Source organism: candidate division KSB1 bacterium (assembly GCA_034506255.1).
In the GTDB taxonomy this organism is placed as follows: domain Bacteria; phylum Zhuqueibacterota; class Zhuqueibacteria; order Zhuqueibacterales; family Zhuqueibacteraceae; genus Coneutiohabitans; species Coneutiohabitans thermophilus.
The window spans coordinates 443,862-468,409 of sequence record JAPDPX010000002.1 but is presented as its reverse complement, the minus strand read 5'-3'; the positions used below and the strand labels follow the sequence as shown (position 1 = coordinate 468,409).

The following is a 24,548-nucleotide window of genomic DNA, read 5'->3' as shown; positions in this document are numbered from 1 at the left end:
GTCAGCTCCTCAATCTTCTGGCCGCGGCTGCGCCTTCCTGCTCGCGTTTGCGGCGGCGCATGAAAATCATCACGCCCATGACGAAAACCGGGACCGGCGGCAGCAGCACCGCCAGCGTTTTGATGCCGCTCTGGATGCGGTGAATCGCGGTTTCCATGTTCTCCTTGCTGGCCTGAATCTTGGCCTCTTTCGCGGCTTCGATGTTGGCCTTTTGCACCTCGAACCGGCGGTTTTCAACCTGCTGCACGTTCTCCGCCATGATTTGCTTGGTCTGGGCGTCGAGATCGGTGCGCTGGCGAATCTCCGCCACTTTCTCATTGAGCTGGCGCTGTGCCTCGTCGAGCGCGCGCTGCGCCTCCGCCTCGGCGTCCTGCTCCTCCTTCACACGCTGCTCGATGTAGGCGCGCGTGCGGGCTTCCACCGTCTCCAGGGTGCGGTGTTTGACCCGGCGCTTGCGCAGCGTGACGAAGGAGTTGTCGCCCACCAGAAAGTCCATGCAATTCAGGAAGAAGGTCACGTTGTCGAAATTGAGGTTCTCAAAACCGCGGCGGCGCAACTCGAAAAACTGCTCGGAAATGAAGTCGAGATCAGCGATGAAGATGACTTTGAGGTTGCGCTCCACGCCGGCGCTGTCCTTCCTGGTGCCGTGCACGTAGGCCGCCAGGGTTTGATCCAGGTTGCCCGGGATGTGTCGCAAGCGCCGGGAATCGATGAGCTGGGTGCCAAAGAAGCTGCGCTGCACCATTTGTTGATAATGCAGCGTGCCCGACAACGTGCCGCTGCGCAACAACGGCTGCATGGTGTAGGAGCTGCCGGAAGCAGGTGACATGCCGCCGGGATAAAGCAGCACCACCTCCTGCAGGCCGGAGCTGGCGATGTGCTCTTTGTTGAACGGTTCCGTGGTCTCATTGCCCGCGCCCACGAACACGATTTCCGGCGGAATCTGCGCCAGGTCGGGATGCGGATTGTAGGTGTCCCAGGTGATCTGCGCCGAGTTCCAGTTGATGCCGAGCTTGTTCATGAAAGCCTGGATGTTGCCTTTGGGCTTGGGCGGCGGCGCGTTGTTGCGCATGAAGGGATTCATGTCCGCGCCCGCACGCTCGGAGGGCGCCAAGCCGATGTTGATGAGGGGCAGCGGATCATCCAGCAGGAGCGTGGGCGTGCCGGCTTCGATGCGGCGCAGGAGATTGTCCATGGCTTCCTGCGGCAGCGCGGAGGGCAGCGCCACCAGCAGGCCGTCGAGCGAGTCGGTAATGGCGCTGCTGGCATCCACCTGCACCACTTCATACTGCTTTTTCAGCTCGTCCACCACCGGCCAGGCGGGATTGCTGCGCATGGTTTGAAAATCGAAGCCCCCGAACAGCTTGGCGTCGGTGTTGACGATGCCGATCTTTTTGCGGTGTGTCTGGGCCACCACGCGAATGCTGCGTGCCAGCTCATATTCCACCGGCAGGCCGGCATCGAAAAACGGAATCACCTGCTCCACTGCGCCGCAAGTAAAGGCCACGCCCATGAACACCTGCGCGCTGCTGGCACGCGCACTGCCGGGGTTGGCCACCTCCACCGGCGTGATGCCGAATTTCTCGCGCGCGTCCCGCGCCTCCTGGGTGTAGGGCTCGGTGTCATGAATCAACACCTGCACGCGATTGCCGCCCACCGAGGCGATTTCACGCAGGAAGCTGAGCAGGTTTTGCCGCGTCTGCACATATTGCTGCGGCACCTCCTTGCTGAGGAAGGCCTGAATCAACACCGGCCGCTCCGGTGAAATTTCACGGAGCAGGGCTTTGGTTTCGCCCGACAGGGAGTGCAATTGTTCGGCCGTGACATCCAGGCGCAGGCTCAGCCGGCTGAGCACCGCGTTGAAGCTGATCAGGGCGATCACCAGCGCCACCGCACGCACTAGGTGATGCACCGACATCTGGTAGCCATCGGCCTCCTGCGGCCAGTGGCGCCGGCTGATCAGGGTCACGTTCAAATACAGAAACAAGCCGGCAATCGAAGCGAAATAGAACAGGCCGCTCAGGCTGATCACGCCGCGGGAAAAATCACCAAAGTGGCCGAACACACCCAGCGGCGCCAGAAAATTCTTGACCGTCTGGCCAAAAAGACCGCCCAGCGCCTCGATGAACACGAAGAAGGAGCAAAACACCGCCCCGGCGATGAAGGCAATCGTGGCGTTGGCGGTGAGCAGCGAGGCCAGCATGCCGACCGCAATCAGGGCGCCACCGATAAGCCAGTAGCCCAGGTAGTTGCCGAACATCAAGCCGAGATCGGGCCAGCCCAAAAAGAAGAGCACGATGACGTGGCTGAGCGAGAGCACCAGGGAGGCGGTGTAAATGCCGAAGGTCGCGAGGTACTTGCCCAGCACGATTTCCAGATCGGTGGCGGGCAATGTCAACAACAACTCATCGGTGCCCTCCTTGTTCTCATTGGCCCACACCCCCATGGTGAGCGCGGGGATGAAGAACAGCAGCAGATAGGGAAAGAAGTCGTTGAGCTGGTCGAGATTGGCCAGGTTGTTCAGGAAGAAGCGCTCGCGCCAGAAGGCGGCGGCGGCGCTCAGGAAAATGAAAAGGGTGATGAAGACGTAACCCGTGGGATTGCTGAAATAGCGCCGCAGGTCGCGTCTCATGATCGACTGCACCACTTTCCAGTTGATCTTGATCTTGGGCATCCAACTTATGTTCATGGGTTCAACCCTGTGGTTTGATGGTTTTGCGGTGATCGCCACACGCGCAGCGGGCGGCAGCGTTCCAGTCCAGACCCGGCGCGCCGGCTCCGGCTGGAATGCAAACTCAGGCAGCCGCGCCGTTGCTGGTCAGGCGATAAAAGGGCTTTTCCAGAGAGCCGTCTTCCATCAACTGTGCCGGCGTGCCGTCGTACACCAGGCGGCCGTTGTGCACCAGGATGACACGATCGGCGACCGCTTCGACTTCCTGCAAAATGTGGGTGGAAAGCAGGATGGTTTTGGAACGGCCCAGATGTCGGATGTTTTTGCGGAATTCGCGGATTTGGTTGGGATCGAGTCCGGCGGTGGGTTCGTCCATGATCAAGACTTCGGGATCATGCAGCAGTGCCTGCGCCAGGCCGACGCGCTGGCGATACCCCTTGGAGAGCTTGCCGATCGGCTTTTCCATGACCTGTTGCAGTGCACACAACTCATTCACCGCTGCGATGCGCTCTTTGGCAGCGCTGGCTTCCAGGCCGCGCGCTTCGGCGAAAAACTGCAGCAATTCCAGCGGGGTCATGTCCTGGTACAACGGTCCGTTCTCCGGCAGATACCCCAGTTTTTTGGCCACTTCCAGGCGATCCTGGCTGACGTCCAGCCCGGCAATGGCAGCCGACCCTTCACTGGCGGCAAGATAACCACTCAGAATCTTCATGGTGGTGGTCTTGCCGGCACCGTTGGGCCCGAGAAAGGCGACGATCTGGCCCTGGGGGATTGCGAAAGAGATATCCTTGATCGCCACGAAAGGCCCGTAATATTTGCTCAGGCCTTTCGCTTCAATCATGATCTTCGGTGCAGCTTCAGCCATAAGGTGTGCCCTCTAGGTTTGATTTATGATGATTCGAAAAATCATAATCAGGCGAGCGTTCTGCAGCCACGTCTGAAGTTTCGAAAAATTTCAGACTGTTGCGGCCGGTGAAAAGTTTTGCGCGCATATCGCCGCCGGGAAAATTGTTGCAACCTTTTCACAGCCGCGCCCGCCAAGCCGATCCCCGCCCGGGAAGTCCATCCCACGCACGAAGGCATTCCCACAAGCCGTCAATTTTTTGAATAACAAGGGTGGGATTCGGGGCAAACGGGGCTGGCTTCAGGCAAACAGCCTGGCAATGATAAGAAATCTGGTCAAAAATGCAAGATTCTTTTCATTGCGGCGGCGTTCTACTCGCGATGAGTTTCATAATGTAGAGCCCCACCAACAGCAGCACCATGCCCACCACCAGGGCGATGACCGTAATGGCGCCAATCATGGCGAGCACGTCCTGCAGCGGACTGCGCTCGGCACGGGTCCTGGCCGGCGCGATGATGGTGTCGTAGAGCATTTTTCCGGTGAAGAGGATGAAAAGCAGGATGCCGAGCGCCACGCGGGTGAAGTCCACCGGCCCGTGCATGGCCACCGCCAGCGGTGACAGCAGCCACAGCACCAGCGCCCATTTGGCGAGTTCGAGGAGGAGGGTCTTGGCAGAGTCCAATACTTGCCTGCTGGAATTGAGGTGGTGAGGCGCTTGGCCTTGCGTATTACCACAGCACCGTCGGTTGCGTGTGAGCAGCAGATCAATGCGGGCTTCCGCGGAGCGAAGCGCGGTTGCTGCATGTCATGCCGGGCACAACTTGTCTGCCGGAGGAAAATACCATTCGTCTCCCTGCCGATAATACCTCAATTACTTGCGGGGCCGTAACACAGAGATCTTGTCTGCAGGCAGGGCTGCCTGCGCGACACGGCATGTTACGGCAGGTTACGGAGGGATTGCCACTTAAGGAGCTCGACTAACTCGTCACGGGGCAACTCGCAATCGCGCCAAATCGAGGAAATAATCGACACTGTTCACAAGGCAAGCAACCAATAAAAAAACAGGCCAATCACCTGTCTACACAGCAAGCTGTGGGCCCTGTAGGACTTGAACCTACGACCAACGGATTATGAGTCCGCCGCTCTGACCGACTGAGCTAAGGGCCCGATGGGGAGCAAAAGCCGGCGCCTGGTTTGGGCGGGGCGCACGGCAGGATAACACGCTTGCACACCCATCGCGGGGAAAATGTCGCGCCGCCATCTTGTCTGCCGGCAGGCTGCAAGCCTGCGCGCCGCACATTTTCACGAAAATTTAGCACACGCAGGCTGGCGCAAGCAAGTCCTTTCTCAGGCGTTACTTCGTCAGCTCTTCCACCTTGTCCAGCTTCTCCCAGGTGAAGCCGTCACCTTCGCGGCCAAAATGGCCGTAGGCGGCAGTGGCGCGGTAGATCGGCCGGCGCAGCTTGAAATATTCGATGATGGCGCGTGGCCGCAAATCCCAATGCTTGCGGATGAGTGCCTCGAGGTTTTGATTCGAAGTTTTGCCGGTGCCGAAAGTCTCCACACAAATTGAAACCGGCTGCGCCACGCCGATGGCATAGGCGACCTGAACCTCGCAGCGCTCCGCCAGGCCGGCGGCCACGATGTTTTTGGCCACGTGGCGCATGGCATAAGCGCCGGAACGATCCACCTTGGTCGGGTCTTTGCCGGAAAACGCGCCACCGCCATGCCGGCCAAAACCGCCGTAGGTGTCGACGATGATCTTGCGGCCGGTGAGACCGGCATCCCCCTGCGGTCCGCCCACCACGAAACGGCCGGTGGGGTTGATGTGATACACCACCTTGCCCTCTTCCAACATTTCCGCGGGAATGACGTGCTTCACCACTTTTTCAATCACGTCGGCGCGAATTTGCTCCTGGGACACTTCCGGATGATGCTGGGTGGAAACCACCACCGCCTCGACCGCGCGCGGCTTGCCGTCGATGTACCGCACGGACACCTGGGCCTTGCCATCCGGCCGGAGATAGGGGATAATGCCCTGCTTGCGGGCCTCGGCCAAACGGCGGCAGAGCTTGTGCGCCAGCAGGATGGGCATGGGCATGAGCTCCGGCGTTTCGTTGGTGGCGTAGCCGAACATCATGCCCTGGTCACCGGCACCGTCACGGTCAACACCCATCGCGATGTCCGGTGATTGCCGGTCGATGGAGGTGAGCACCGCGCAGGTCTCATAGTCATAGCCGTAACTGGCGTTGGTGTAGCCGATGTCTTTGATCATTTGGCGGACGATGTCGGGGATGTGCACGTAACAATCGGTGGTGATTTCGCCGCCCACCACCGCGAGGCCGGTGGTGACGAAGGTTTCGCAGGCCACGCGCGCCTTGGGATCCTGCGCGAAGATGGCATCCAACACCGCGTCGGAAATCTGATCGGCAATCTTGTCGGGGTGGCCTTCGGTGACCGATTCCGACGTGAAAAGCATTGAGTTCATGGCTACTCCTTCAAGCATTATACCGGGAGGCAGTACCAAAGATGTGGGAAAGGAATTAGGTCAGGCGAACAAGTCTTTGAAGCGGTGCCGCAGATAGGGCTTGAGGTAATCATGAATTTCGCGCGCGGTGGCAAACTCCATGACCTGCTGCACCACCTCCCGCGCCTCCTGGAAAGTGATGCTGCGGATGATCTTCTTGATCCTGGGCACTTCGATGGGATTGACGCTGAGCTCGTCGATTTCCATGCCCACCAGCAACAGGGTGGCAAGCTGGTCGGCAGCCATCTCGCCGCACACCCCGACCCAAACGCCCCGGCGGTGCGCCGCGTGGATCACCTGTTGAATCAGGCGCAGCACCGCGGGCTGCAGCCCCATGAGCAGATGGGCGACCCGTGCGTTGCCGCGATCGGCCGCCATGACATACTGCGTCAGGTCATTGGTGCCGATGCTCAAGAACGAGACACGCTCGGCGATTTGATCCGCCATCAGCGCGGCGGCGGGCACTTCGATCATCACCCCCACTTCGGTGTCGGGCGCGAAGGGCTTTTTGGCCTTTGCCAGCTCGCGCTTGGCCTGTTCGATCAGCGCCAAAGCCCGGTCGAGTTCGTCGACGCCGGCGATCATGGGCAGCAGGATTTTGATGTTGCCCAGCACATTGGCGCGCAGCATCGCGCGCAGTTGCGTCTTGAACAGCTCGGGTTGATCCAGACAGATGCGAATGGCACGCCAGCCGAGAAAGGGGTTGGGCTCGGAGGCGCTCTTGATGCAGGCTGGCAATTTGTCCCCGCCGAGGTCCAGGGTGCGAATGATGACCGGATGCGGCCGGGCCTCCTGTGCGATGCGATAGTAGGTTTCGAACTGCAACTCTTCGGAAGGGGCCTCGGGCTTGTCGAGATAGAGATACTCGGTGCGGAACAGGCCGATGCCCTGCGCACCGTTTTCATGCACCAGCCCGACTTCATCGGCGAATTCCAAATTGGCCGCCAGTTCGATGTTGCGGCCATCGCGGGTGCGGGCCGGCAAATTGCGCAAATGTCCCAACCGGCTGCGTGCCTCCAGTTGCCTGGCCTGGCGCTTCTGATAGCGGTTGAGCGTGGCTTCATCGGGATTGAGCAAGACAAGACCTTCGTCGCCGTCCAGGATGGCGCGGTCACCGGACTTGCAAAGTTTGGTGATCTCACGCAAGCCCAGCACGGCGGGCAGGCCATTGGAGCGCGCCAGGATGACGCCATGGGAGGTGACGCCGCCGAAATCGGTGGCAAAACCGCGGATGTTGTGGCGGTTGAGCAGCACCGCCAGCGAGGGCGGCAGGTCCTCCGCGATCACGATTGCACCGCTGGCCAGCTTGCTCAAGTATCCTCCCTGATCGCCCTGCAAATGCCGCAGCACGCGCCGCTCCACATCCTGGAAATCGGTGTCGCGATGGCTGAAAAGGGTGCTGTGTGTGAGCAATTGGCTGACATATTCGTGCATGAGATGCTGGAAGGCGAAAGCCGCATTGACGGTGTTGGTGGCGATTTCATTCTCCAGGCGGGCAAGGAAGTCCGCGTCATCGAGGATGAGATGGTGGACTTCAAAAATCCGCGCGGCGTCTTCGCCACCCTGTTCCTGCGCGATGGCGTGGTCCTGCTCGATTTCCTGTTTCGCCCGCTGCACCGCCTGGCGCAGCCGTTCAATCTCGCGGGGCACTTCCGCGGCGGAAAGCTGTTCCCGCTCCACCACCGGCGTTTTGTCGGAGAACAGGAACACCCGGCCAATCGCAATACCCGGCGAAGCGGGAACCCCGCGCAAGGTGAGGGCGGCGGCTGGCTCGGAAGTTTTCACGGGTGCACAGGCCTCGCATCATTGTTCACCGAACTTGCCGTCAAACAGCTTGACCAGCTCGGCAAGTGCGGCTTCTTCATCTTCCCCTTTGACAGAAAGAGTAATCTCGCTGCCGTAGTTGGCGGCCAGCATCATCACCCCCATGATGCTTTTGCCGTTCACCACCTGGCTTTCGCGAGTCAAAAAAACGTCGGATTTGAACTTGTTGGCGGTTTTGACCAAAAGCGCAGCCGGGCGCGCATGCAATCCTAGCTTGTTCTGAACGCGGACTTTTTTCTCCAGCATGTCAAATCGCGATTAAGCTTTCCGATGCAGAATCATCTGAACCAACTGCTGCAGCGCCCGCAGGTCGGCCGCCGGTGCCAGGGCGGCCAGGTTGCGATTGGCTGCTGCGACGTGATGCTGCACCGCGGCGCTGGCGGCGGCCAGGGCACCGGTGCTGCGGAACAAATGCTGGGCCGCGAGAATGTCCTCCTCGCTGATCACCGGCCTGGCAAACAAATCGCGCAAGGCCCGCCGTTGCGCAGCGCCGCCCTTCTCCATGACGTGCACGTAGAGGAAAGTGCGCTTGTGTCGCCGCACGTCGCTGCCGAAATCCTTGCCCAGCGTCGCCTGCTCCACCGTGATGTCGAGCAAGTCATCTTGAATCTGAAAAGCCAGGCCGAGGTGCTCGGCAAAGCGCCGGAAAGCCGCGATCTGTTCCGCGCTCGCGCCGGCCAGCATCGCGCCGATTTGGGTGCACAGGGCGAGCAGGCGCGCCGTCTTTTTCAGGATCATCGCTTCGTAGCGCGCCATGGTCACGCTGTCATCCTGCTCGAACTCAGCGTCCAGTGCCTGCCCTTCGCAAATTTCCAGTATGCCATCAGTGAAAATTTCGCAAATGCGGTTGAGCTGGGGCGTGCGGGTTTGCAGCAGGCTTTTGTAGGCCAACACCACCAAACCGTCCCCCGCCAAAATCGCAACATCGACATTCCATTTCCGGTGCACCGTCGGCCGGCCGCGCCGCGTCTCATCGCGGTCCATGATGTCATCATGCACCAGGGTGAAATTGTGCATCAACTCCACCGCCGCCGCCGCCGGCAGGGCCTGCTCCACCGCACCGCCCAGCGCATCACACGTCATCAACAACAACACCGGCCGGATGCGCTTGCCGTTGCCGGCCATGGCATAACGCATGGGGTCATAAAGACTGACCGGCTCGCTGTGACCGCCGCCATTCCGCTCCGGCGCCAGAAAGGATTCGAGATAGGTATTGACCAGCTCTTTAAATCGGACAAATTTGTCAAGGTAGTGTGACACGGAAACATTCCAACTGGATCGTCCCCGTGCGAGGCATCAGGTGAGATCAACAGACCATCGGACACGCGGACGGGGCAGCAGCATGGATCATTCTATGGCAGAGCGCGGGTACTTCGCGTTTAGGGTCGCCAAAAATAACCATCCAGCCCCTGATAAGCAAGCAAAAGTTCCACGCCCCGCGTATGCCTGCTGTGACAGGGCGTGGAGCGCGGCGTCCATTTTTGCCTGTTGGCGCCGCCGGCAATAGTGGTGGCCGCGATCACGGGGCGCACCGGCGGCGGAACTTCCGCGCGCCAAGCTCAGCCGCAAGCCAGAACAAATCGGCACCGGCGTTCGGGGCGCAGGTGGCGGTGCCAGCAAAGGCTGTGACACAGCGGTTCACTGTGTTGCCCCTGGCACCCCGGCAACATGCCCCACTTTTCACTGCCTGTTTGCAAAGGACATGGCAGGGCCCGTGCCTCTCCAGGGTGACAGCAGACTGCTAGTTTTGGCTCAACTCGGCGACCGCCGCCGGGGCGTTGGTGGTCAACCGGCCGATGTCCACGTCTTCGAACTTGACCGACACGACTTTCGACACCCCGTGTTCTTCCATGGTGACGCCGTAGAGATAGTCCGCCGCTTTCATCGTGCCCTTGTTGTGCGTGACACAGATGAACTGGGTATTCTCGGCAAACTTGCGCAGCGCGCTGGTGAAGCGGCCGATGTTGTTGTCATCGAGCGGGGCGTCCACCTCATCCAGAATGCAGAAGGGGCTGGGCTTGACCAGGTAGATGGCGAACAGCAGGGAGATGGCAGTCAGTGTCTTTTCCCCGCCGGAGAGCAGGGCGAGCGAGCCGAGCTTGCGGCCCTTGGGATTGGCTTCAATGATGATGTCACACTCCAGCGGGTCGCCCTCATCCAGCCGCAAATCCACCAGGCCGTCGGGGAAGAAGCTCTTGAAGACCTGAATGAAATTCTCGCGGATTTGCGAGAAAACCTTGCCGAAGCGTTCATAGGCCGTGTCGTTGATGACCTTGATGGTTTCCTTGAGATTGTCCTCGGCTTTGATCAGGTCTTCCTTTTGCGCGATGAGAAAGTCGAAACGTTCCTTTTCCTTTTCGTAGTCGGTGAGCGCCAGCAGGTTGACCGGGCCCATGCTCTTCAAGCGGTTGCGCAGCCAGTTGACACGCTCGCTGATGGCGGCCACGTCGCATTCCTGATCCGCGGCGGGGGGATGAGCCGCGGCATATTGCACCAGGTCGACGTCATAATTCTCCAGCGCGTGTCGCAACAGATTGGCACGCTGCATGCTCAACTCGGAGAGCCGCAGTTCGATCTGGTGCAGCTTCTCGGAGATTTCATCGCGTTCCGCGCGGCGCGGACGCAGGGCGCGTTCTTTCTCCTCCGCCACGGTTTTGCGCTCCCGAAAGGCTTGTTCCAGCTCCGCCACCAGGTCTTCCAGTTCCTTGCGTTCGGCAAAATCCTCCTGCAACTGCTCGCGAATTTCAGCGATGCGCGCCGTCAGTTCCTGCTCCTGCTGCTGCGCCTGCCGGATTTGTTCCTGGCGATCCTGAATCGCCTCGGCGATTTCCCGGCGGTTTTGTTCCAGACGGTTGATTTCAGCCTCGATGTTGCGCAGCTCGGCGCGCGCCTCCACCACCGCCAGCGCTGCCTGGCTCGCCGCTTGTTCCGCGGCCTGCAGCGGGGCTTCCAGACTCTCGATCTCCCCGGCCAGTTGGCGGTAGAACTGCTCGGCGGTGGCTTGCAGCGCCTCCCGCTGCTGCAACTGCGGCTGGACACTGGCGAGCTGGCTGACAAAATCCACCTGGCTCAGCTCGAGTTGCTGCAATTCCTGCTCACGCTGCTGCAGCTCCTCGAGCAGTTTGGTGACACGAAATGCCGCCTGGCCAAATTCGATTTCGAGTTGCTGTCGGTCTTTTTCCACCACCTTGCGCTGCTGCGCCAGCCGCTCGCTCTGCGCCAGCAGCTCGCGCAATTCCCGCTCCGCCAGCTCCCATTGCCCGGTCAGGGTGTCGATCTCCTCATCGAGGCGTTCGACCTCCTGTTCCAGGGCGGCGATCTCTTCACGGCGGCCGATCACCGAGCTGACGGTTTTTCCGGAGCCGCCGCGCACCGGGCCCCAGTTGGTCACCAATTCCCCGCTGGGTGTCACCAGCGTCAGGCGGCGGGGCGATTTGAGCGCGGCAAGACGGCGTGCGGCAGCCTGCGATTTCACCAGATAAAAATCCGCCAGGAGGTTGTGGATCAGCGGCCGCAGTTCGGCGTCGCATTCCACCAGGTCCGCCAGGCAGCCCACGATTTCCTCGTCGCGGAAGGGGAATTGGCCGTTGGCTTCATAGCCCAGGCCGTTGGCCCCTGCCGGCACGAAGGTGGCAACGCCTTTCTCATGCGCGCGCAACAGGGCGATGCCATGAAAGGCACGATCGGGATGATCGACGAGCAGGGCCATGGCCACTTCGCCGAGCGCCGCTTCCACCGCCTGGCGATGCGCCTCCGCCACCCGGATGCGCTCACCCAAAGTGCCCAGACAGCCCTCCGGCATGCCTCCCTCCAGCAGCAGGTGCTTGACACTTTCGGGATGGTCTTCATAACTCTCCTGCACCTTGCGCAACAGGCTGGCGCGATCGCGCTGGCGTTGTGCCTGCGCCGACAGCTCCAGCAGGCGCTGCCTGGCCTCGGCAATCCAGCTCTGCCTGGCCTGCACTGCCTGCTGGTTCTCCTCACTCTGCAGGCCAAGCTGATCCAGGTGCGCCAGGCTCTGCGCCACACGCTGGGCCAGTTGATCGCGCGCCGCCTCCAGCGGGCCGCGCTGTCCTTGCAGGGCTGCCAGTTCCGCCGTCAGTTGTGCCCGACGCTGCTCGCCAAATTCCAGTTGCGTGCGCAGGCGTTCCTGCTCTTTTTGAAGATTGCTGATGGCCGCCAGCTCGGTGGAACGCTGCCCTTCCGCCTCGCGCAATTGCTGGCGCTTGCCCTGATAGGCCTGGCGGCGGGCTTCCAGTTCACGCTGGCGGGTGAGGCTTTCCACCTCCAGAGTTTCCAGCGTGCTTTTCATCTCCTCCAGCTTGTGCGCCAGGGTGGTGCGCATTTCCGCCAGCAGGGCACTGCGTTTGTTGAGCTCCTCGATTTCCCGCACGAGACGGCTGCGATTTTCCTGCACCGCGCGCACACGCTCCTGGCTGACGAGCACCTCCTCCTCCTTCTTCTGGATGCGCTCGCTGTTGGCGTTGAATTCACGCTGTCGCGCCACGAGTTGCTTTTCCAGTTCGAGCACTTGCAGCCGGATTTCCTCGATCTCCGCCTCTTCGGTGGCGAGCTGCGCGGAAAGTTCTTCGCGGCGGTCGTGCAACTGCTTCGATTCCGCGGTCAACGGCGCGCCTTCATGCTGAATGGCGTAGAACTGAAAAGTCGAAAGTGCAAGATCGGTTTCTTTAAGCTCGTTTTCGTAGGTTTTGTAGCGCTCCGCTTTTTGCACCTGGCGCTTGAGGGAGTCCACGTTCTTCTCGACTTCGGAGAGCACGTCATTGAGGCGCAGCAAATCCGCGGCGGTGGCTTCCAGCTTGCGAAAAGCGGCCTTGCGGCGCGCCTTGTATTTGCCCACGCCCGCGGCCTCTTCGAAGATGTGCCGCCGCTCCTCCGCCTTGCCATTGAGGATTTGCTCGACCATCGCCAGCTCGATCACCGAATAGGCATTGGCGCCCATGCCGGTGTCCATGAACAAATCCATGATGTCTTTCAAACGGCAGACGGAATTGTTGAGCAGATACTGGCTCTCCCCGGAGCGGAACAGCCGGCGGGTGATCACCACTTCGGAGTAGTCGATGGGCAGGATGTTTTTGGTGTTTTCAATGGTGAGTGAGACTTCGGCCATGCCCAACGGTTTCTGGGTTTTGCTGCCGTTGAAGATGACGTTCTCCATGCGTTCACTGCGCAACACGCCGGCTTTTTGTTCGCCGAGCACCCAGCGGATGGCATCGACGATGTTGCTCTTGCCACACCCATTGGGGCCCACCACGCCGGTGATGCCGTTGTGAAACTTGAACTCGGTTTTTTTGGCGAAGGATTTGAATCCGAAAATCTCGAGCTTGGAAAGATACACGATGACTCCCAACCTAGGTATGCAAGACAGCCCGCCGGTTCAGCGCGTGCTGCGGCGTGAATGAAGTCGGGGACGATGGGTGGAACGTGGTGCTGTCAACCATCTTGCAGTCTTGTCACTTTTGTTTTGCACCGGCCGCAAATTTAGACGCGGGTGATCTGAAATACAAGCATATTTTTGGCCGCGCAGTAATGCCTCGGTTGCATGTGGGGGGAGGCAGCGCAGATGTCCTGTCCAATGTCACTGATTTTTCAAACAAAGCAAAAGCTCTCACGCCAGGCTGCAAAGAGTTTTTCTGCGGCAGTTGCCAAACAACAAACCGCAGCACCACAAAGTCACCCAGACCACCAGGTTTTCCCTCATGCCCTCGGTGGGTTGCGCGGTCAAAAATCTTCGCGGCGGCAATTCCGTCCCCTTTTTGATCGGCCACGGCTTGGCCGTGGCACTCCTGCAAAGAGCCCTCACGGGATCGCAAGATAAAGCCACGGTCAAACCGTGGCGGAACGGGTGCTCGTTGTGAAGCCTCTGCGGCTTCGCATCCTTGCGTGTTCTGGCTTTTGGATTTTATCGCCTCGACAAAGTTGGCAGCATTGGGCAGGGAAGTCTGCGCTGCGCCACACGCGCTACCGAGGGATTACGCCGGGCGCGGCCGCGCTTCAGCCCGCGGCCTTCGCCATGGCGAAATAGTATTTGGCATAATCGAAGAGCGCCTGGGTCTGATCATAGTACAGCAGCAGCGCGCTCAGCAAGCCGCCAAAAACCAGCAGGCAAAGCAGAGCGGTGCGCAGAAAGCTGATCATGTAAATGACACGCAGCACGCGAAACGCCCGCCCGGCCAGCCAGAGCAGCAGGCAGGCCACGACGAACAGCACCGGCCGCACGAAGTCCGGCATCAACAACAGGCGGTGAAACACCGGCGCGATCGGCGCCAGCAGCAGCAAATTCGCCGACACCCAAAAAACAAAGGTGAAGTACTGGCTCAGCGTCAGGCTGCTGCCCATAAACACTCCGAGCAGACGCAGGAGCAGGGCGAGCAGGAGGCCGGCGAGAAAAAAGCCCGTCGTGGCGAGCAGCAGAAACCAGCCGGGATTCCAGATCAGCCAGACAAGAAACGCCTTGGCGGCCGGCCCGCCCACGAACAGATCGAGCACATGATCAAAGATGAGTTGGTGGCGAAAGGCATAGCACACTTGCGTAAACAGCAGGGCCAGCACCGCGCTTTCCGCCATCCCCAGCAGCACGGTAAGAAAGGGTGCGACTTTGCGGTTTTCATAGACATCGATGTAGAAACCGTGCGGATGCACGAACACGCGCCGCAGATTATCCTGCAACCGCCGGTCCCGCTGAATGAAATACAGCAAAATCAGAATCAACAAAATGCCGGTGATTTGAAAAACGCCGGAGCTGCCGGACGCCACCTGTTTGGTGACCACCACCGGGTTGACATCTTTGCGGTTGTGCGCCTGCACAACTTTGAACGCCAGACGATTTTGTCCGGCCGCCTGCACCAAGCCACTGGGATGGGTGCGCAGATGGTCGAGCGTGAGAAAGTGATCGACCTCCGCGGCCGCCGGGGGATTGGCGGCCGCCGCCGGCGGGCGCGGACCGACAGCCAGCACCGGCATGGGCCCGCTCCAGTCGGTCAGGGTCGCAATGAAGTAACCGGGATTTTCCTGACTGCGTCCGAGTGTTTCGAAAAGGCGCGCGAAGTATTCCGCCTGCAGTTCCTCTGCGGCCGCACGGCTGGCGCCCTCTGACGACCTGCCGGCTGCCAGCGCCTCGCTGGCCCACTGCCCGAAGATGGGGATCACCGGTTGGGTCGCATTTTTGACGAGCGCGATGGTGTGCGTGAAATCCCGGCGCAAGAAGCGATCGAGCAGGATGAAATCGGTGTGGCGCTGCCAGAGCGGCAGCCAGCCGGGCAGGGTGACGGTGTAAAGCGGCCGGTCATCGAGCTTGCGCATGGTGGCGGCGACTTCGGCGAGCGCCTGCTGCGCACCGGTGGACAGGGGTGCCGCCAGCGCACCCAGGCCCCAGGCCAGCACGCTGGGATGGGAGCGGTCACGCTCGATCAATTCCCGGGCTTGCGCCTGCGCCGATGTCAAAAAATTGGATTGGCGAAAATGTGCCTCGGTGAGATAGTACAGCGGCAGCTCCTCCAACAACAGCAGCCCGGCGCGATCGCAGAGGCTGGGCAAAAGCGGATGCGGTGGATGGCCGGCAACGCGCAGCGCATTCAAACCAAGCTGTTGTGCCGTGGTAATGACATGGTTCAGATCATCCACTGCCAGCAGCAGGGAATGATGGTTGTACGTCTCCATCCAGGTGGCACCGTGCAAGACCAACGGTGCCCCGTTGAGACGCAACTCAGTGCCTGAAACTTCCACAGTGCGAAAGCCGGTCTCCTGCCAAACTTCATCGACCAGAGTGTCGTGCTGCGCCAGCACGGCCCGCAGAGCGTAGAGATTGGGCGTGGCCGGCGCCCACAGGGCCGGTTGTGTCAGCACGCAGCTCAACTGCACCTCCTGCCGGCCGGCGCTCCAGTTGTCGCATGCCACCGGCAGAGAGGCGGCGAGCTTGTTTTGCCGGGCGGAATCCCAGACTTCAATGGTGGCGCGCAAACCGGCGGCCTGCGCCGCTGGCAGATCGCGGCGGGCGCGAAGCTGCGCGCTGAAGTGGATGAGCGCCTGCGCCGGCTGCAACTGATAGGCGAAGCGCAGTGTGGCAAAGTGGATCTCCGGCAGGATTTCGAGAAAAATTTCACGAATCACACCGCCTTCATTGCGCCACCCCAGCGGCCGCTGTTTCGCCGGGAGGGTGGTGCGCGGCGACAGCCGGTTGTCAACCGTGATTTTGAGCGTGTTGTCCTGGGTGAAGGAGAGCCGCTCGGCGCGCAACTCGACGACAAAAGGGGTGTAGCCGCCTTCGTGGCTGCCGGTGATCTCGTCGTTCAGCGCAATCTGCGCGAGATAGTTGATGCCGTGCACCTGCAGTCGCATCGTTTTGTTTTGCAGGGAGGGATCCAGGCGAAAGGTGCGGGTGAAAGTCACCACGCCCTCAAAATCGTAGGCGCCGGGAATCATGACGGTGCCACTGAAGCCCGGCTCTTCGGCAGTGGCGCGCCACTCACCGTTGAGAGAAATCAGGCGGCGCGGCGCGGCGGCGGAATCCACCGGGACGAAAACCGTGGGCGCGGCGCGATAAGGCAGGACAACATTGGTTTGGGCATGCAGCCCGATCACACTTGCAGCGCAGCAGATCAATAGAAGCAATCCGGACAACTTTCCACGAGGCAACACAACTGCTCCACATTAAAGACGATTCGCTTTCCAAAAGTCGTGAAAATGACGGAGACGCTCTCCCGGAAGAAGGCGGAGCAAGCCGGGACTCGCGACCGCCGTGCGGCAGGAACATATAGCACGCTCCATTCGACGAATTTGTCCCGACGGCCTCCATCTGTCTGGCCTGGCTCTTGGGCGTTGGGAAAGAGGCGGCAAACCCCGGCGCTGCGATAAAAAAACGCGGCAAAATAAGCAGCGAAGGCAAGAAAAGCAACAGCAGAGTCTTGCCGGGCAGGCAGGGAGGCTGAAACGGGGTCATTCACAGCACGTTGTGCCGCGGGATTCCCAAAGCCGCAAGACGGTTGCACATATTTTGATCAGGGTGAGCAATAAATGATAAGACGCGGGGCGCTGCTCAGGTGGCCGCGTCTGCCGCTCACTGCGAAGTCACCCGGCCGATGCCCGCCGCGAGATATTCATTTTTGTAGCGAACGTAGCGCGCCGCCGAGGCCTGCAAGTTCTCGATCTCCACCGGCGTGAGAGCCCGTTTCACCACGGCCGGCACGCCCGCCACCAGCGTGCGGGCGGGCACAACGACACCCTCCCGCACCAGGGAGCCGGCGGCCACCAGCGCTTGCGGCCCAACGCGCGCGCCATCCAAAATTTTGGCACCCATGCCGATCAGGCAATAATCCTCGATCACACAGCCATGCAGGATGGCACTGTGCCCAACGGTCACGCCCTCCCCGATGATCAGCGGCCACTTGTTGAGCGTGACGTGGCACATGCACAAATCCTGAATGTTGGTGCGCGGCCCGATGCGAATGTAATTGACATCGCCGCGGATCACGGTGCCAAACCAAATACCGCACTCATCGCCGATCTCGACGTCGCCGATAACCGTGGCATTCGGCGCCAAAAAAATGTTGTGGCCCAGGCGCGGCAAAATTTGCTGATAAGGGAGAATCATGCTTCAAATTTTCGGCTTGCGGTTGGTTTCCCGGTTGCACAAGGTGCAAAACTTATCCTGCTGCAGGCGAACGGTCCTCTGCGCAGCAAAAATCACCTGTGGCACGGCGCAATTGTCCGGGAGCCCGGCGGCCGTTTGGGACGCGCTGCAGACGGGAACATCCGTCTGTGCATGGCGACGGGCTGATGATCGCCCCGTGCCAGGGTGCATTACATAAAAACAGTGTAGCCACACGCTCGCGATGTCATTTCGGCAAAGTCCATCGTCAATCAGGCACGGCGTCCGGGAACACGCGCGCTGCTTGCCGCATGACTTTTTTCCAAAAAGTGTTGTTCAATACCAGGAGGCATTCACCAGACGCGCGAGGCCGATCCAGTGCTGTTCGCCGTTGCCAAACGGCGGGAAGGTGGGCCGGGAGGGCCGGCGCCGGTGGGAGTTGGTGATGGCAGCGGGCTTGCCCGGCACACGGCCATGAAAGAGCTGATAGGAAAGCAGCCTGCCTTCGGCATCGCGTTCCACCGAGACCACAATGCCGAGATGATCGACCGCCGCGAGGGCGTGCGTTGGTTCGAGTTTGCGGTGCACGCGCCGCTCACGGCCATAAAACATCACCGCGCCCGGCTTGATCAATTCCGCCTGCGCCAGCGGATCGTGAATCACGATTAACTCGCGGCGCTCGGCATACCAGCGGGCAATGGCTTCGACGCTGCGGGCACGGCCGGCTTCCGGCGTCGCAATGTTCGGGCAGCGGGCTTTTAACGCCTGCACGGTGCGATGATAAATGCCCGAGCAGTCGGCCAGATTGTCGGCGTTGTACGGCAACTGCAACGCGCTGAGAGAATCGGCGATTGCCCGCAACGGCGTGGCGAGATCGATCAAGTTGCGGTCACAATCCACCACGTAAGCCGGCAGAGCGGCACGCGCGGCTCCCGCCGCCATCGCATCCTTCACCACGGGCGGCGGATTTTCCCGGGCGCGGGGGGCGGGCGCGTCAGTCTCGCGCGGCCCCTGCTGCAATGTCGCTTTCAAACAGGCTTGGCTGACCAAGGCGGTCAGCAGGCACAAACCCATGCTCAAAACCGGACGGCGCATGCACAAAATGCTTCAGGAAATCGCTCAGGACGCGGAGGATTGAACCGGGACCGCCGTGGCAGCCGCTTCCACGCGCGCGTGCGGGTGACTGCCGGGTGGGGCAGCCACAATCGCGGGCGCGGAGGACACCGTGTTGGCCTGCTTGAATTGCTCGCTGTGGGCAAAGGCAAACTCCGGCAGGCGAAAAATGTAGTACTCGCTGAATCCCCAGTGCAGAATCTCGATGCTGCCTTTGATGATGGCGACCACCGGCACGGCGACGATCATGCCCAAAATGCCGGCGAGATTGCCACCGACGTAGATGGCGAGGATCACGACCACGGGATGCAACGCCACACTTTTGGAAACCACATAGGGCTGAATCAAAAAGTCATCGATGATCTTCACCACCGCGAAGGCCAGCAGCACCGCCGGCACGCCGGAGAAATTGCCGCGGTCGATCACAGAAACCGCAATGGCGGGAATGCCGCCCAGCACCGGGCCGAGGTAGGGAATGAGATTGGCCATGCCCGCCAGCATGCCGATAAACACGGCGTAGCGCAAATCGAGCAGGGAGAGCGCGATCATCACCAGCAGGCCGACAATCGCGCCGTCGAGCAAAACGCCGCGAATGTAACGGCCGAGCTGCTGGCTGGCCTTGTGAAACAGGCTGAGTGACATTTCGAAATAGCGATTGGGGATGCGCTGCACGATGGCGTTTTGCAGGGAGCGCGAGTCCTTCAGAATGAAGAAGGTGAGAAACGGCACGATAATCAGGCCGCCGACGGTGGAGAACAGTTCCAGCACGCCTTCCACGCCGGGTTTGAAAAAGGAGAAGAAGAAGTGCCGGATCACCGTGCCGATCATGTCAATGATGCGCGCCTGCGTGGCCCCGGGAAACGACTGCCGGAGTTTGTCCTTGATCTGCTCGACGAGCACCCCAGGCTCTTCGAGTTGCACATGGGCGAGAATGGTTTGCACCTCGCTGGAGATTTCGGCGCGCAGCAGAAGGAAAATCGTGGCGGCGAGAGCTGCCAGACCCAAAAACACCAGCAGAATCGCCCACACACGGTCGAGGCCGCGATTCTCCAAGGCGGCCACTGCGGGCTCGAGCAAATAGGCGAGGAAGATCGAAATCACCAGGGGCGCCAGCAGGTTGCGCATGAAAAACATCACCACCAGCGCGGCGGCGAACAGCAACAGCGCGAGCAGGACGCGGCCGATGATGTAAAATTGCCGGTCGGAAAACTGCAAATGATAATGCGGGGGCGGGGTTTGCATCGCGATTTGCCTGGTTCGGGTGACCAGCCGCTGGCAGTGCGGCCGGGAGAATCCGCAAAACGGGAGGCAATATAGCGGCAGTCTCACAGAGAAGCAAGATATTTGTCCGACAAAAGTGCTTGAGAATGCCGTCATGCTTGCGTATAATTGCCGCTCAAATCGCCGCCGGACATTTCCACTGTGCCTGTGATGCCACCCGCACTCAGCATTATCATTATCACTTACAATTCGCGCGGCGACATCGCGCGTTGCCTGGCTTCGCTGCAGCAATTTTGCCGCGGCGTGGCATATGAAATCATCGTGTGCGACAACGCCTCCGCGGACGGCAGCGCCGAGCTGATCGCCCGTGAATTCCCCTTCGTCAAGCTGTTGCGGCTGCCGGAAAATCGCGGCTTTGGCGCAGCCAATAACGCCGCCGTGCAAATGGCACAGGGTCGGTATCTCCTGCTGCTCAATCCCGACACCTGGGTGGATGACGATTTGGCGGCCGCCCTGGCCGGCTTTTTGGATGCCAATCCCGCAGCCGCCGGCTGTGTCCCCAAACACTTGAATCCCGACGGCAGCATTCAAATCGGTGCCGTCCGTGAGCTTCCCACGCTGGCAACCCTTTTTTATGAGCGCAGCGGGCTGGCCCGTTTGTTTCCGAAAAGCAGACGTTTTGGTCGCTACCGGATGACCTGGTGGGATCACAATGAGCAACGGCCGGTGCCGCAGGCCGGCGCCTGCCTGGCACTGCGCCGTGAAGTATTCCAGGCAGCGGGGGGCTTTGACGAAGGCTACTTCATGTACTTCGAGGATGTCGAGCTGTGCCACAACGTGGCGGCCGCCGGGGGAAAGTTGTACTATCTGCCCGCAGTGCGGGTTTATCATGTCGGCGGTCAAAGTGCCAAACAGGCGGTGGCACACAATTTCCTGGCGTTCTATCGCAGCCTGTGCCGCTACTTTCGCAAGCACCATGGCCCCAAACAAGTATTGATTGCAAAATTGATCGTGGGGTTCTCAGAGCTGGCCACCCTGTTGCTGTTGTCGCTCGCCCTGCCATTTGATCGCCTGCTGCCCGCGCCGCAGTCGTGGCGCAGCCGCCGGGCGCAATGGTGTGGCCACGCCCTCCTGCTGCTGCGGCTGTGGTCTTTTTGAACGCCGACTTTCGGCCTTCTCGCCGCCGCCCGCCAGCCGGCTCGAGGTCCGCCAAACTCGTCTCTTGCTTTTTTTCGACACAACCCCTAAGTTGCCGGCAAATAAATGCAATAGCCGGCACGCGCAACCTGCCTCTTTCCTGATTGAGTGGGGGAATCAAAACGTTTTTTTAAATTGCATCCCATACGAGGATAACAGCCATGCCAGCAATAAATGACACCGAACAAATCAAGTCCCTCGTCCGCAGCGAGCTGACCCACCTGCTCGAAGAGGATGATACTTGTCGTCGCCTTGTTGCGGGAATAACGGCTGACCAGTATGCTGAGAAAGAGAGGACGGAAGATCGCATCGATCGCATTTTAGCCGAACTCAAAGCCGACCGCGAACGGCAGGACAAGAAGTGGGAAGAGAATCAGAGGAGATGGGAGCAGAGTCAGGAGGAAAATCGAAAGAAGTGGGAAGAGAACGAGAGGAGGTGGGAGCGGAATCAGGAGGAGAGTCGGAAGAAATGGGAGGAGAACCAAAAGGTCATCCGGGAGATGCTGGCATCGATCAAGGCATTGGAGCGAAGAATCGACCACAGCATCGGTGCATTGGGAGCCAGGTGGGGGATGCAATCGGAAGCCTCCTTCCGCAACGGCCTGAAGGCCATATTGGAAGAGTCTTTCAAAATCAAGGTGGAACACTACCAGGATTATGACGAACATGGGCTGGTGTTTGGCAGACCCGAACAGGTGGAACTGGATGTCATCATATACAATGGTTTTCTCATCTTGTGTGAGATCAAATCCTCGATGAGCAAATCCGACATCTACGCGTTTTGGCGCAAGAAGGAATTTTACGAGCACCGGCATGGCCGCAAGGCCGATCGCAATATTGTGATTTCGCCCATGGTTGATCCCAAAGCCCACGTTGCGGCCCAACAGTTGGGGGTGGAAGTGTACAGTTTTGCCGATGAGGTGGATTTGGCGGAGAGCCGAAAGCACCCCCACGAGTCTTGAAAACCTGCCGGGGCGGGCGTGCCCCGGCTGCCGCCGGAGTGACAGCACCTTGCGCAACCCCCTCCCGCGTCAGACACTCGGCGGGCGCTGCAGCGAGCTCATCCCACCACTTTGACCACCACCAGGGTGAAATCATCGTGCGGGGGTGCGTCACTGATAAAATCGAATACCTCACGGGTGATGGCATCCAGCATTTGTTGCGCCGAGGTCTGGCCCAGGCGGCTGATGACCTGGCGCAAACGCTCTTCCCCGAATTCTTCCCCCTCTGCATTCATCGCCTCGGAGATCCCGTCGGTGTAAAAGACGAAAACATCGCCGCGCTGAATCGACAGGCGCTGTTCTTCGATGGTGGCGGCGAAGACCTCGCCGCGTTCCAAGCCAATGGCCAGGCCGCCCGGATGCAATAGTTGCACTTCGCCACCCAAGCCCTTGTGCAGAATCAGCGGATTATGACCCGCACGGGCAAAAGTGAGCGTGCGGGCAGCAAGATCGAAACAGCCATAGATCAAGCTGATGAAGATTTCTTTGGGGGTATTCTCATAGAAAACTGTGTTCATGTCGCAGAGCAACGATTTGGGCGAATGGGACTGGCGGGCGAGCGCCTGGATGATGCCCTTGGCGAGCGTCATGTAAAACGCGGCGGATACCCCTTTGCCGGAGACATCGCCGACCACGACACTCAGGCGGCCCGGGCCGGAGCGGATGAAATCGAAATAATCGCCACCCACCTCCTTCGCAGGGCGGCAGATGCTGGCAATTTCAAGGTTGGGGAAATCGGGCGCCACCTGTGGCAGGAAGCGCAACTGTACGCTGTGTGCGATCTCCAGTTCCTTCAAAAATCGTGCGCGCTCGGCAATGCGGCTGACATAGGCCGGGACGTAGCCGCGGAAATCCTGCACGGACCTGGGTTGATAAATCAGCAGTGCACCCGTGGTCAACAACAACACAGCCAGCACGGTCCACACCACAGGCCCTGTGCCCGTTCGGGCCGGCGGCAGAATACCGATGAAACTCAAATCCAACACCAGGCCAAAGAGGAACAACGCGAGCAGCAATGTGAAGAAGTCATGGCGCAGTGCGAAGCGGGCGAGCAAGAACGCCGCGGGCAGCATGAGCACGGGATTGAAATACAGCGGTCGCAGATAATTCAGGGAGAAACCGGCGAGGGCAAAAGACAGGGCCAGCAAGGCCAGAACCGGGCCATGCCTGCGCAGGCGTGATTCCAAATAGGCCGGCCAAAACAGGAAGAAGATCACGGCATGATAGGCGGCGGCAGTGACATTTTTGCTGACGACGGCCAGCATGGCGGCCGGTCCGCCGAGAAACCAGACCAAATTCTGTTCGACATGCACATAGCTGAGACGCCAGAGGCAGGCCAGCCAGACCGGCGCCGCCAGCAGCAGGGCGATGGTACCAGCGATGAAGAAGCTACGCAGTATGGCCTCCCCCAACTCACGCACACGCAAATGGCCGGTGAAGAGAAGATCGAGCACCGCCAGCTTTTCCGGCCGGACGTCACGGCTCACACCGTCGGCGGTGGCATAGACCATGGCGATGCTCAGCCCGACAAACAAGCCACTCATCCCGCCGCCAAGAAAAACCGCCAGCCAGTCGATCTGCCAGTTGGGCACGGCGACCGAGACTGCCGTCGCAAGAAAAAGCAGTCCCCCGAACCACCACGCGCGTTTGAATTCGATCTCATCATGGCGCAGGCGCTTGAAGAAGGTCACGATCAAAAAGCCGAGCACCAGCGTCCATGTGATGCCAATTAAAACGCCCACGGTAATATCCGCGATTTTCTCCAATCGCCCCTCGGAGAACGCGTCCGGTTCGGCCGAAAACCGCACACTTCCCTGCCGGGGTGCGACGGCCGGCTGCTTCGTTTCCGGCACAATGGTTTCGTGATTGAAAAAGACAACCGTGTTGCCCGCCACGCGCACTTGCACGCGCTCCTGCAGTGCGGCGGCTAACGCGACAGGGCGCAGGAAAGTGAACTCATGCGTGAGGACACCTTCGTCCTCTGCGGTTTTCTTTTCGGAGAGTGCGAATGCGGTCGTATCGAACGCCAGGGCAGCAAGATAGGTCTTCGCCTGCGACAGCGCCTGCTCCTGGCTCGCGCCGGGCAGATCGCGCCGGCGCGGGTCGCGCAGCTCCGTGCCGATAAACCTGCCGGTGAAATCATAATTGACGCGGAAGAGAGCCCGGTCTTTCTTGTTGTCCCCGCTGGGCACAGAACCCTGCCGGAGAATTTCCCAACGACCAAGCGCGAGAGAGGAAGCGGCCGCTTGCGGCAGCCCGGCTTGCTGCACATACCTGGCAAGCTCGGGATTGGTCGCCACGTTGATGCTGCGATGCAAAGCCAAACCGGCGAGCGGAGATTGTTGAAACGCCTGTTCGGCTCTGACCAGCACATCATCGATGGACACGGCCGGCCGCAGGAAATCCGCCACCGGCAAATCGGCCCACAGCCAAAGGGAAGCCAGCATCGCCAGAACACCAACAAGCGCATGCAAAAGGTTTTTGATTTTGGGATCAAATCGCATAGGTGGCTGAGTGGTTGGAGATGGGAAATCTGGACGGCGTAA

At 60.2% G+C, this 24,548-nt stretch carries 16 protein-coding genes and 1 tRNA gene; 2 read left to right on the top strand and 15 right to left on the bottom strand.

Annotated features, from left to right (window positions below):
* Position 1 precedes the first annotated feature (1 nt).
* The 14 genes from ONB52_05470 to ONB52_05405 all read right to left on the bottom strand — a co-directional run bounded on the left by ONB52_05470 (position 2) and on the right by ONB52_05405 (position 19,825).
* Positions 2 to 2,689, bottom strand: a complete 2,688-nt coding sequence (locus ONB52_05470; protein ID MDZ7415597.1) for a Gldg family protein — start codon at positions 2,687 to 2,689, stop codon at positions 2 to 4.
* A gap of 106 nt (positions 2,690 to 2,795) precedes the next feature.
* Complete coding sequence (locus ONB52_05465; protein MDZ7415596.1) at positions 2,796 to 3,512, bottom strand: ATP-binding cassette domain-containing protein; 717 nt, start codon at positions 3,510 to 3,512, stop codon at positions 2,796 to 2,798.
* A 358-nt stretch (positions 3,513 to 3,870) separates the two neighbouring features.
* Positions 3,871 to 4,197 carry a hypothetical protein gene (locus ONB52_05460; protein ID MDZ7415595.1) on the bottom strand — a complete coding sequence of 109 codons (327 nt, stop codon included), beginning with the start codon at positions 4,195 to 4,197 and terminating at the stop codon, positions 3,871 to 3,873.
* A gap of 411 nt (positions 4,198 to 4,608) precedes the next feature.
* A tRNA-Ile gene (locus ONB52_05455) sits at positions 4,609 to 4,682 on the bottom strand.
* Between the two features lie 187 nt (positions 4,683 to 4,869).
* On the bottom strand, positions 4,870 to 6,003 hold the full coding sequence (gene metK, locus ONB52_05450) for a methionine adenosyltransferase (protein MDZ7415594.1): 1,134 nt from the start codon (positions 6,001 to 6,003) through the stop codon (positions 4,870 to 4,872).
* A gap of 60 nt (positions 6,004 to 6,063) precedes the next feature.
* Positions 6,064 to 7,827, bottom strand: a complete 1,764-nt coding sequence (gene ptsP / locus ONB52_05445) for a phosphoenolpyruvate--protein phosphotransferase (GenBank protein ID MDZ7415593.1) — start codon at positions 7,825 to 7,827, stop codon at positions 6,064 to 6,066.
* 18 nt (positions 7,828 to 7,845) lie between these two features.
* Entirely contained in the window at positions 7,846 to 8,112 is a 267-nt protein-coding gene (locus ONB52_05440) for an HPr family phosphocarrier protein (protein MDZ7415592.1), read from the bottom strand.
* 12 nt (positions 8,113 to 8,124) lie between these two features.
* On the bottom strand, positions 8,125 to 9,126 hold the full coding sequence (locus ONB52_05435; GenBank protein ID MDZ7415591.1) for a polyprenyl synthetase family protein: 1,002 nt from the start codon (positions 9,124 to 9,126) through the stop codon (positions 8,125 to 8,127).
* A gap of 481 nt (positions 9,127 to 9,607) precedes the next feature.
* On the bottom strand, positions 9,608 to 13,222 hold the full coding sequence (gene smc, locus ONB52_05430) for a chromosome segregation protein SMC (GenBank protein ID MDZ7415590.1): 3,615 nt from the start codon (positions 13,220 to 13,222) through the stop codon (positions 9,608 to 9,610).
* A 115-nt stretch (positions 13,223 to 13,337) separates the two neighbouring features.
* Positions 13,338 to 13,652: a hypothetical protein gene (locus tag ONB52_05425; protein ID MDZ7415589.1), complete on the bottom strand. Its 315-nt coding sequence runs from the start codon at positions 13,650 to 13,652 to the stop codon at positions 13,338 to 13,340.
* A 226-nt stretch (positions 13,653 to 13,878) separates the two neighbouring features.
* The gene (locus tag ONB52_05420) at positions 13,879 to 16,494 is read right to left on the bottom strand and encodes a hypothetical protein (GenBank protein ID MDZ7415588.1); all 2,616 of its coding nucleotides are present in this window, start codon (positions 16,492 to 16,494) and stop codon (positions 13,879 to 13,881) included.
* 445 nt (positions 16,495 to 16,939) lie between these two features.
* Entirely contained in the window at positions 16,940 to 17,473 is a 534-nt protein-coding gene (locus tag ONB52_05415; protein MDZ7415587.1) for a gamma carbonic anhydrase family protein, read from the bottom strand.
* Between the two features lie 333 nt (positions 17,474 to 17,806).
* The gene (locus tag ONB52_05410; protein MDZ7415586.1) at positions 17,807 to 18,565 is read right to left on the bottom strand and encodes a hypothetical protein; all 759 of its coding nucleotides are present in this window, start codon (positions 18,563 to 18,565) and stop codon (positions 17,807 to 17,809) included.
* Between the two features lie 24 nt (positions 18,566 to 18,589).
* Positions 18,590 to 19,825 (bottom strand): AI-2E family transporter, encoded by a 1,236-nt coding sequence (locus tag ONB52_05405; GenBank protein ID MDZ7415585.1) that lies wholly within the window; start codon positions 19,823 to 19,825, stop codon positions 18,590 to 18,592.
* 189 nt (positions 19,826 to 20,014) lie between these two features.
* On the opposite strand from ONB52_05405, the gene ONB52_05400 reads away from it, so the two are divergent.
* The gene (locus ONB52_05400; protein MDZ7415584.1) at positions 20,015 to 20,962 is read left to right on the top strand and encodes a glycosyltransferase family 2 protein; all 948 of its coding nucleotides are present in this window, start codon (positions 20,015 to 20,017) and stop codon (positions 20,960 to 20,962) included.
* Positions 20,963 to 21,162: 200 nt separating this feature from the next.
* Positions 21,163 to 21,963, top strand: coding sequence for a DUF3782 domain-containing protein (locus ONB52_05395; protein MDZ7415583.1), 801 nt, complete (start codon positions 21,163 to 21,165; stop codon positions 21,961 to 21,963).
* A gap of 98 nt (positions 21,964 to 22,061) precedes the next feature.
* Here ONB52_05395 and ONB52_05390 read toward each other — a convergent pair whose 3' ends face one another.
* The gene (locus ONB52_05390) at positions 22,062 to 24,449 is read right to left on the bottom strand and encodes a PP2C family protein-serine/threonine phosphatase (GenBank protein MDZ7415582.1); all 2,388 of its coding nucleotides are present in this window, start codon (positions 24,447 to 24,449) and stop codon (positions 22,062 to 22,064) included.
* Positions 24,450 to 24,548: the final 99 nt, after the last annotated feature.

Excerpts from the sequence above, each read along its gene's own strand:
- ONB52_05390 (MDZ7415582.1), bottom strand. The coding sequence starts at position 24,449 with ATGCTGGCTTCCCTTTGGCTGTGGGCCGATTTGCCGGTGGCGGATTTC.
- ONB52_05410 (MDZ7415586.1), bottom strand. The coding sequence starts at position 18,565 with ATGCGCCGTCCGGTTTTGAGCATGGGTTTGTGCCTGCTGACCGCCTTG.
- ONB52_05440 (MDZ7415592.1), bottom strand. The coding sequence starts at position 8,112 with ATGCTGGAGAAAAAAGTCCGCGTTCAGAACAAGCTAGGATTGCATGCG.
- ONB52_05400 (MDZ7415584.1), top strand. The coding sequence starts at position 20,015 with ATGCCACCCGCACTCAGCATTATCATTATCACTTACAATTCGCGCGGC.
- ONB52_05415 (MDZ7415587.1), bottom strand. The coding sequence starts at position 17,473 with ATGATTCTCCCTTATCAGCAAATTTTGCCGCGCCTGGGCCACAACATT.
- metK (MDZ7415594.1), bottom strand. The coding sequence starts at position 6,003 with ATGAACTCAATGCTTTTCACGTCGGAATCGGTCACCGAAGGCCACCCC.
- ONB52_05405 (MDZ7415585.1), bottom strand. The coding sequence starts at position 19,825 with ATGCAAACCCCGCCCCCGCATTATCATTTGCAGTTTTCCGACCGGCAA.
- ONB52_05395 (MDZ7415583.1), top strand. The coding sequence starts at position 21,163 with ATGCCAGCAATAAATGACACCGAACAAATCAAGTCCCTCGTCCGCAGC.
- ONB52_05465 (MDZ7415596.1), bottom strand. The coding sequence starts at position 3,512 with ATGATTGAAGCGAAAGGCCTGAGCAAATATTACGGGCCTTTCGTGGCG.
- ONB52_05470 (MDZ7415597.1), bottom strand. The coding sequence starts at position 2,689 with ATGAACATAAGTTGGATGCCCAAGATCAAGATCAACTGGAAAGTGGTG.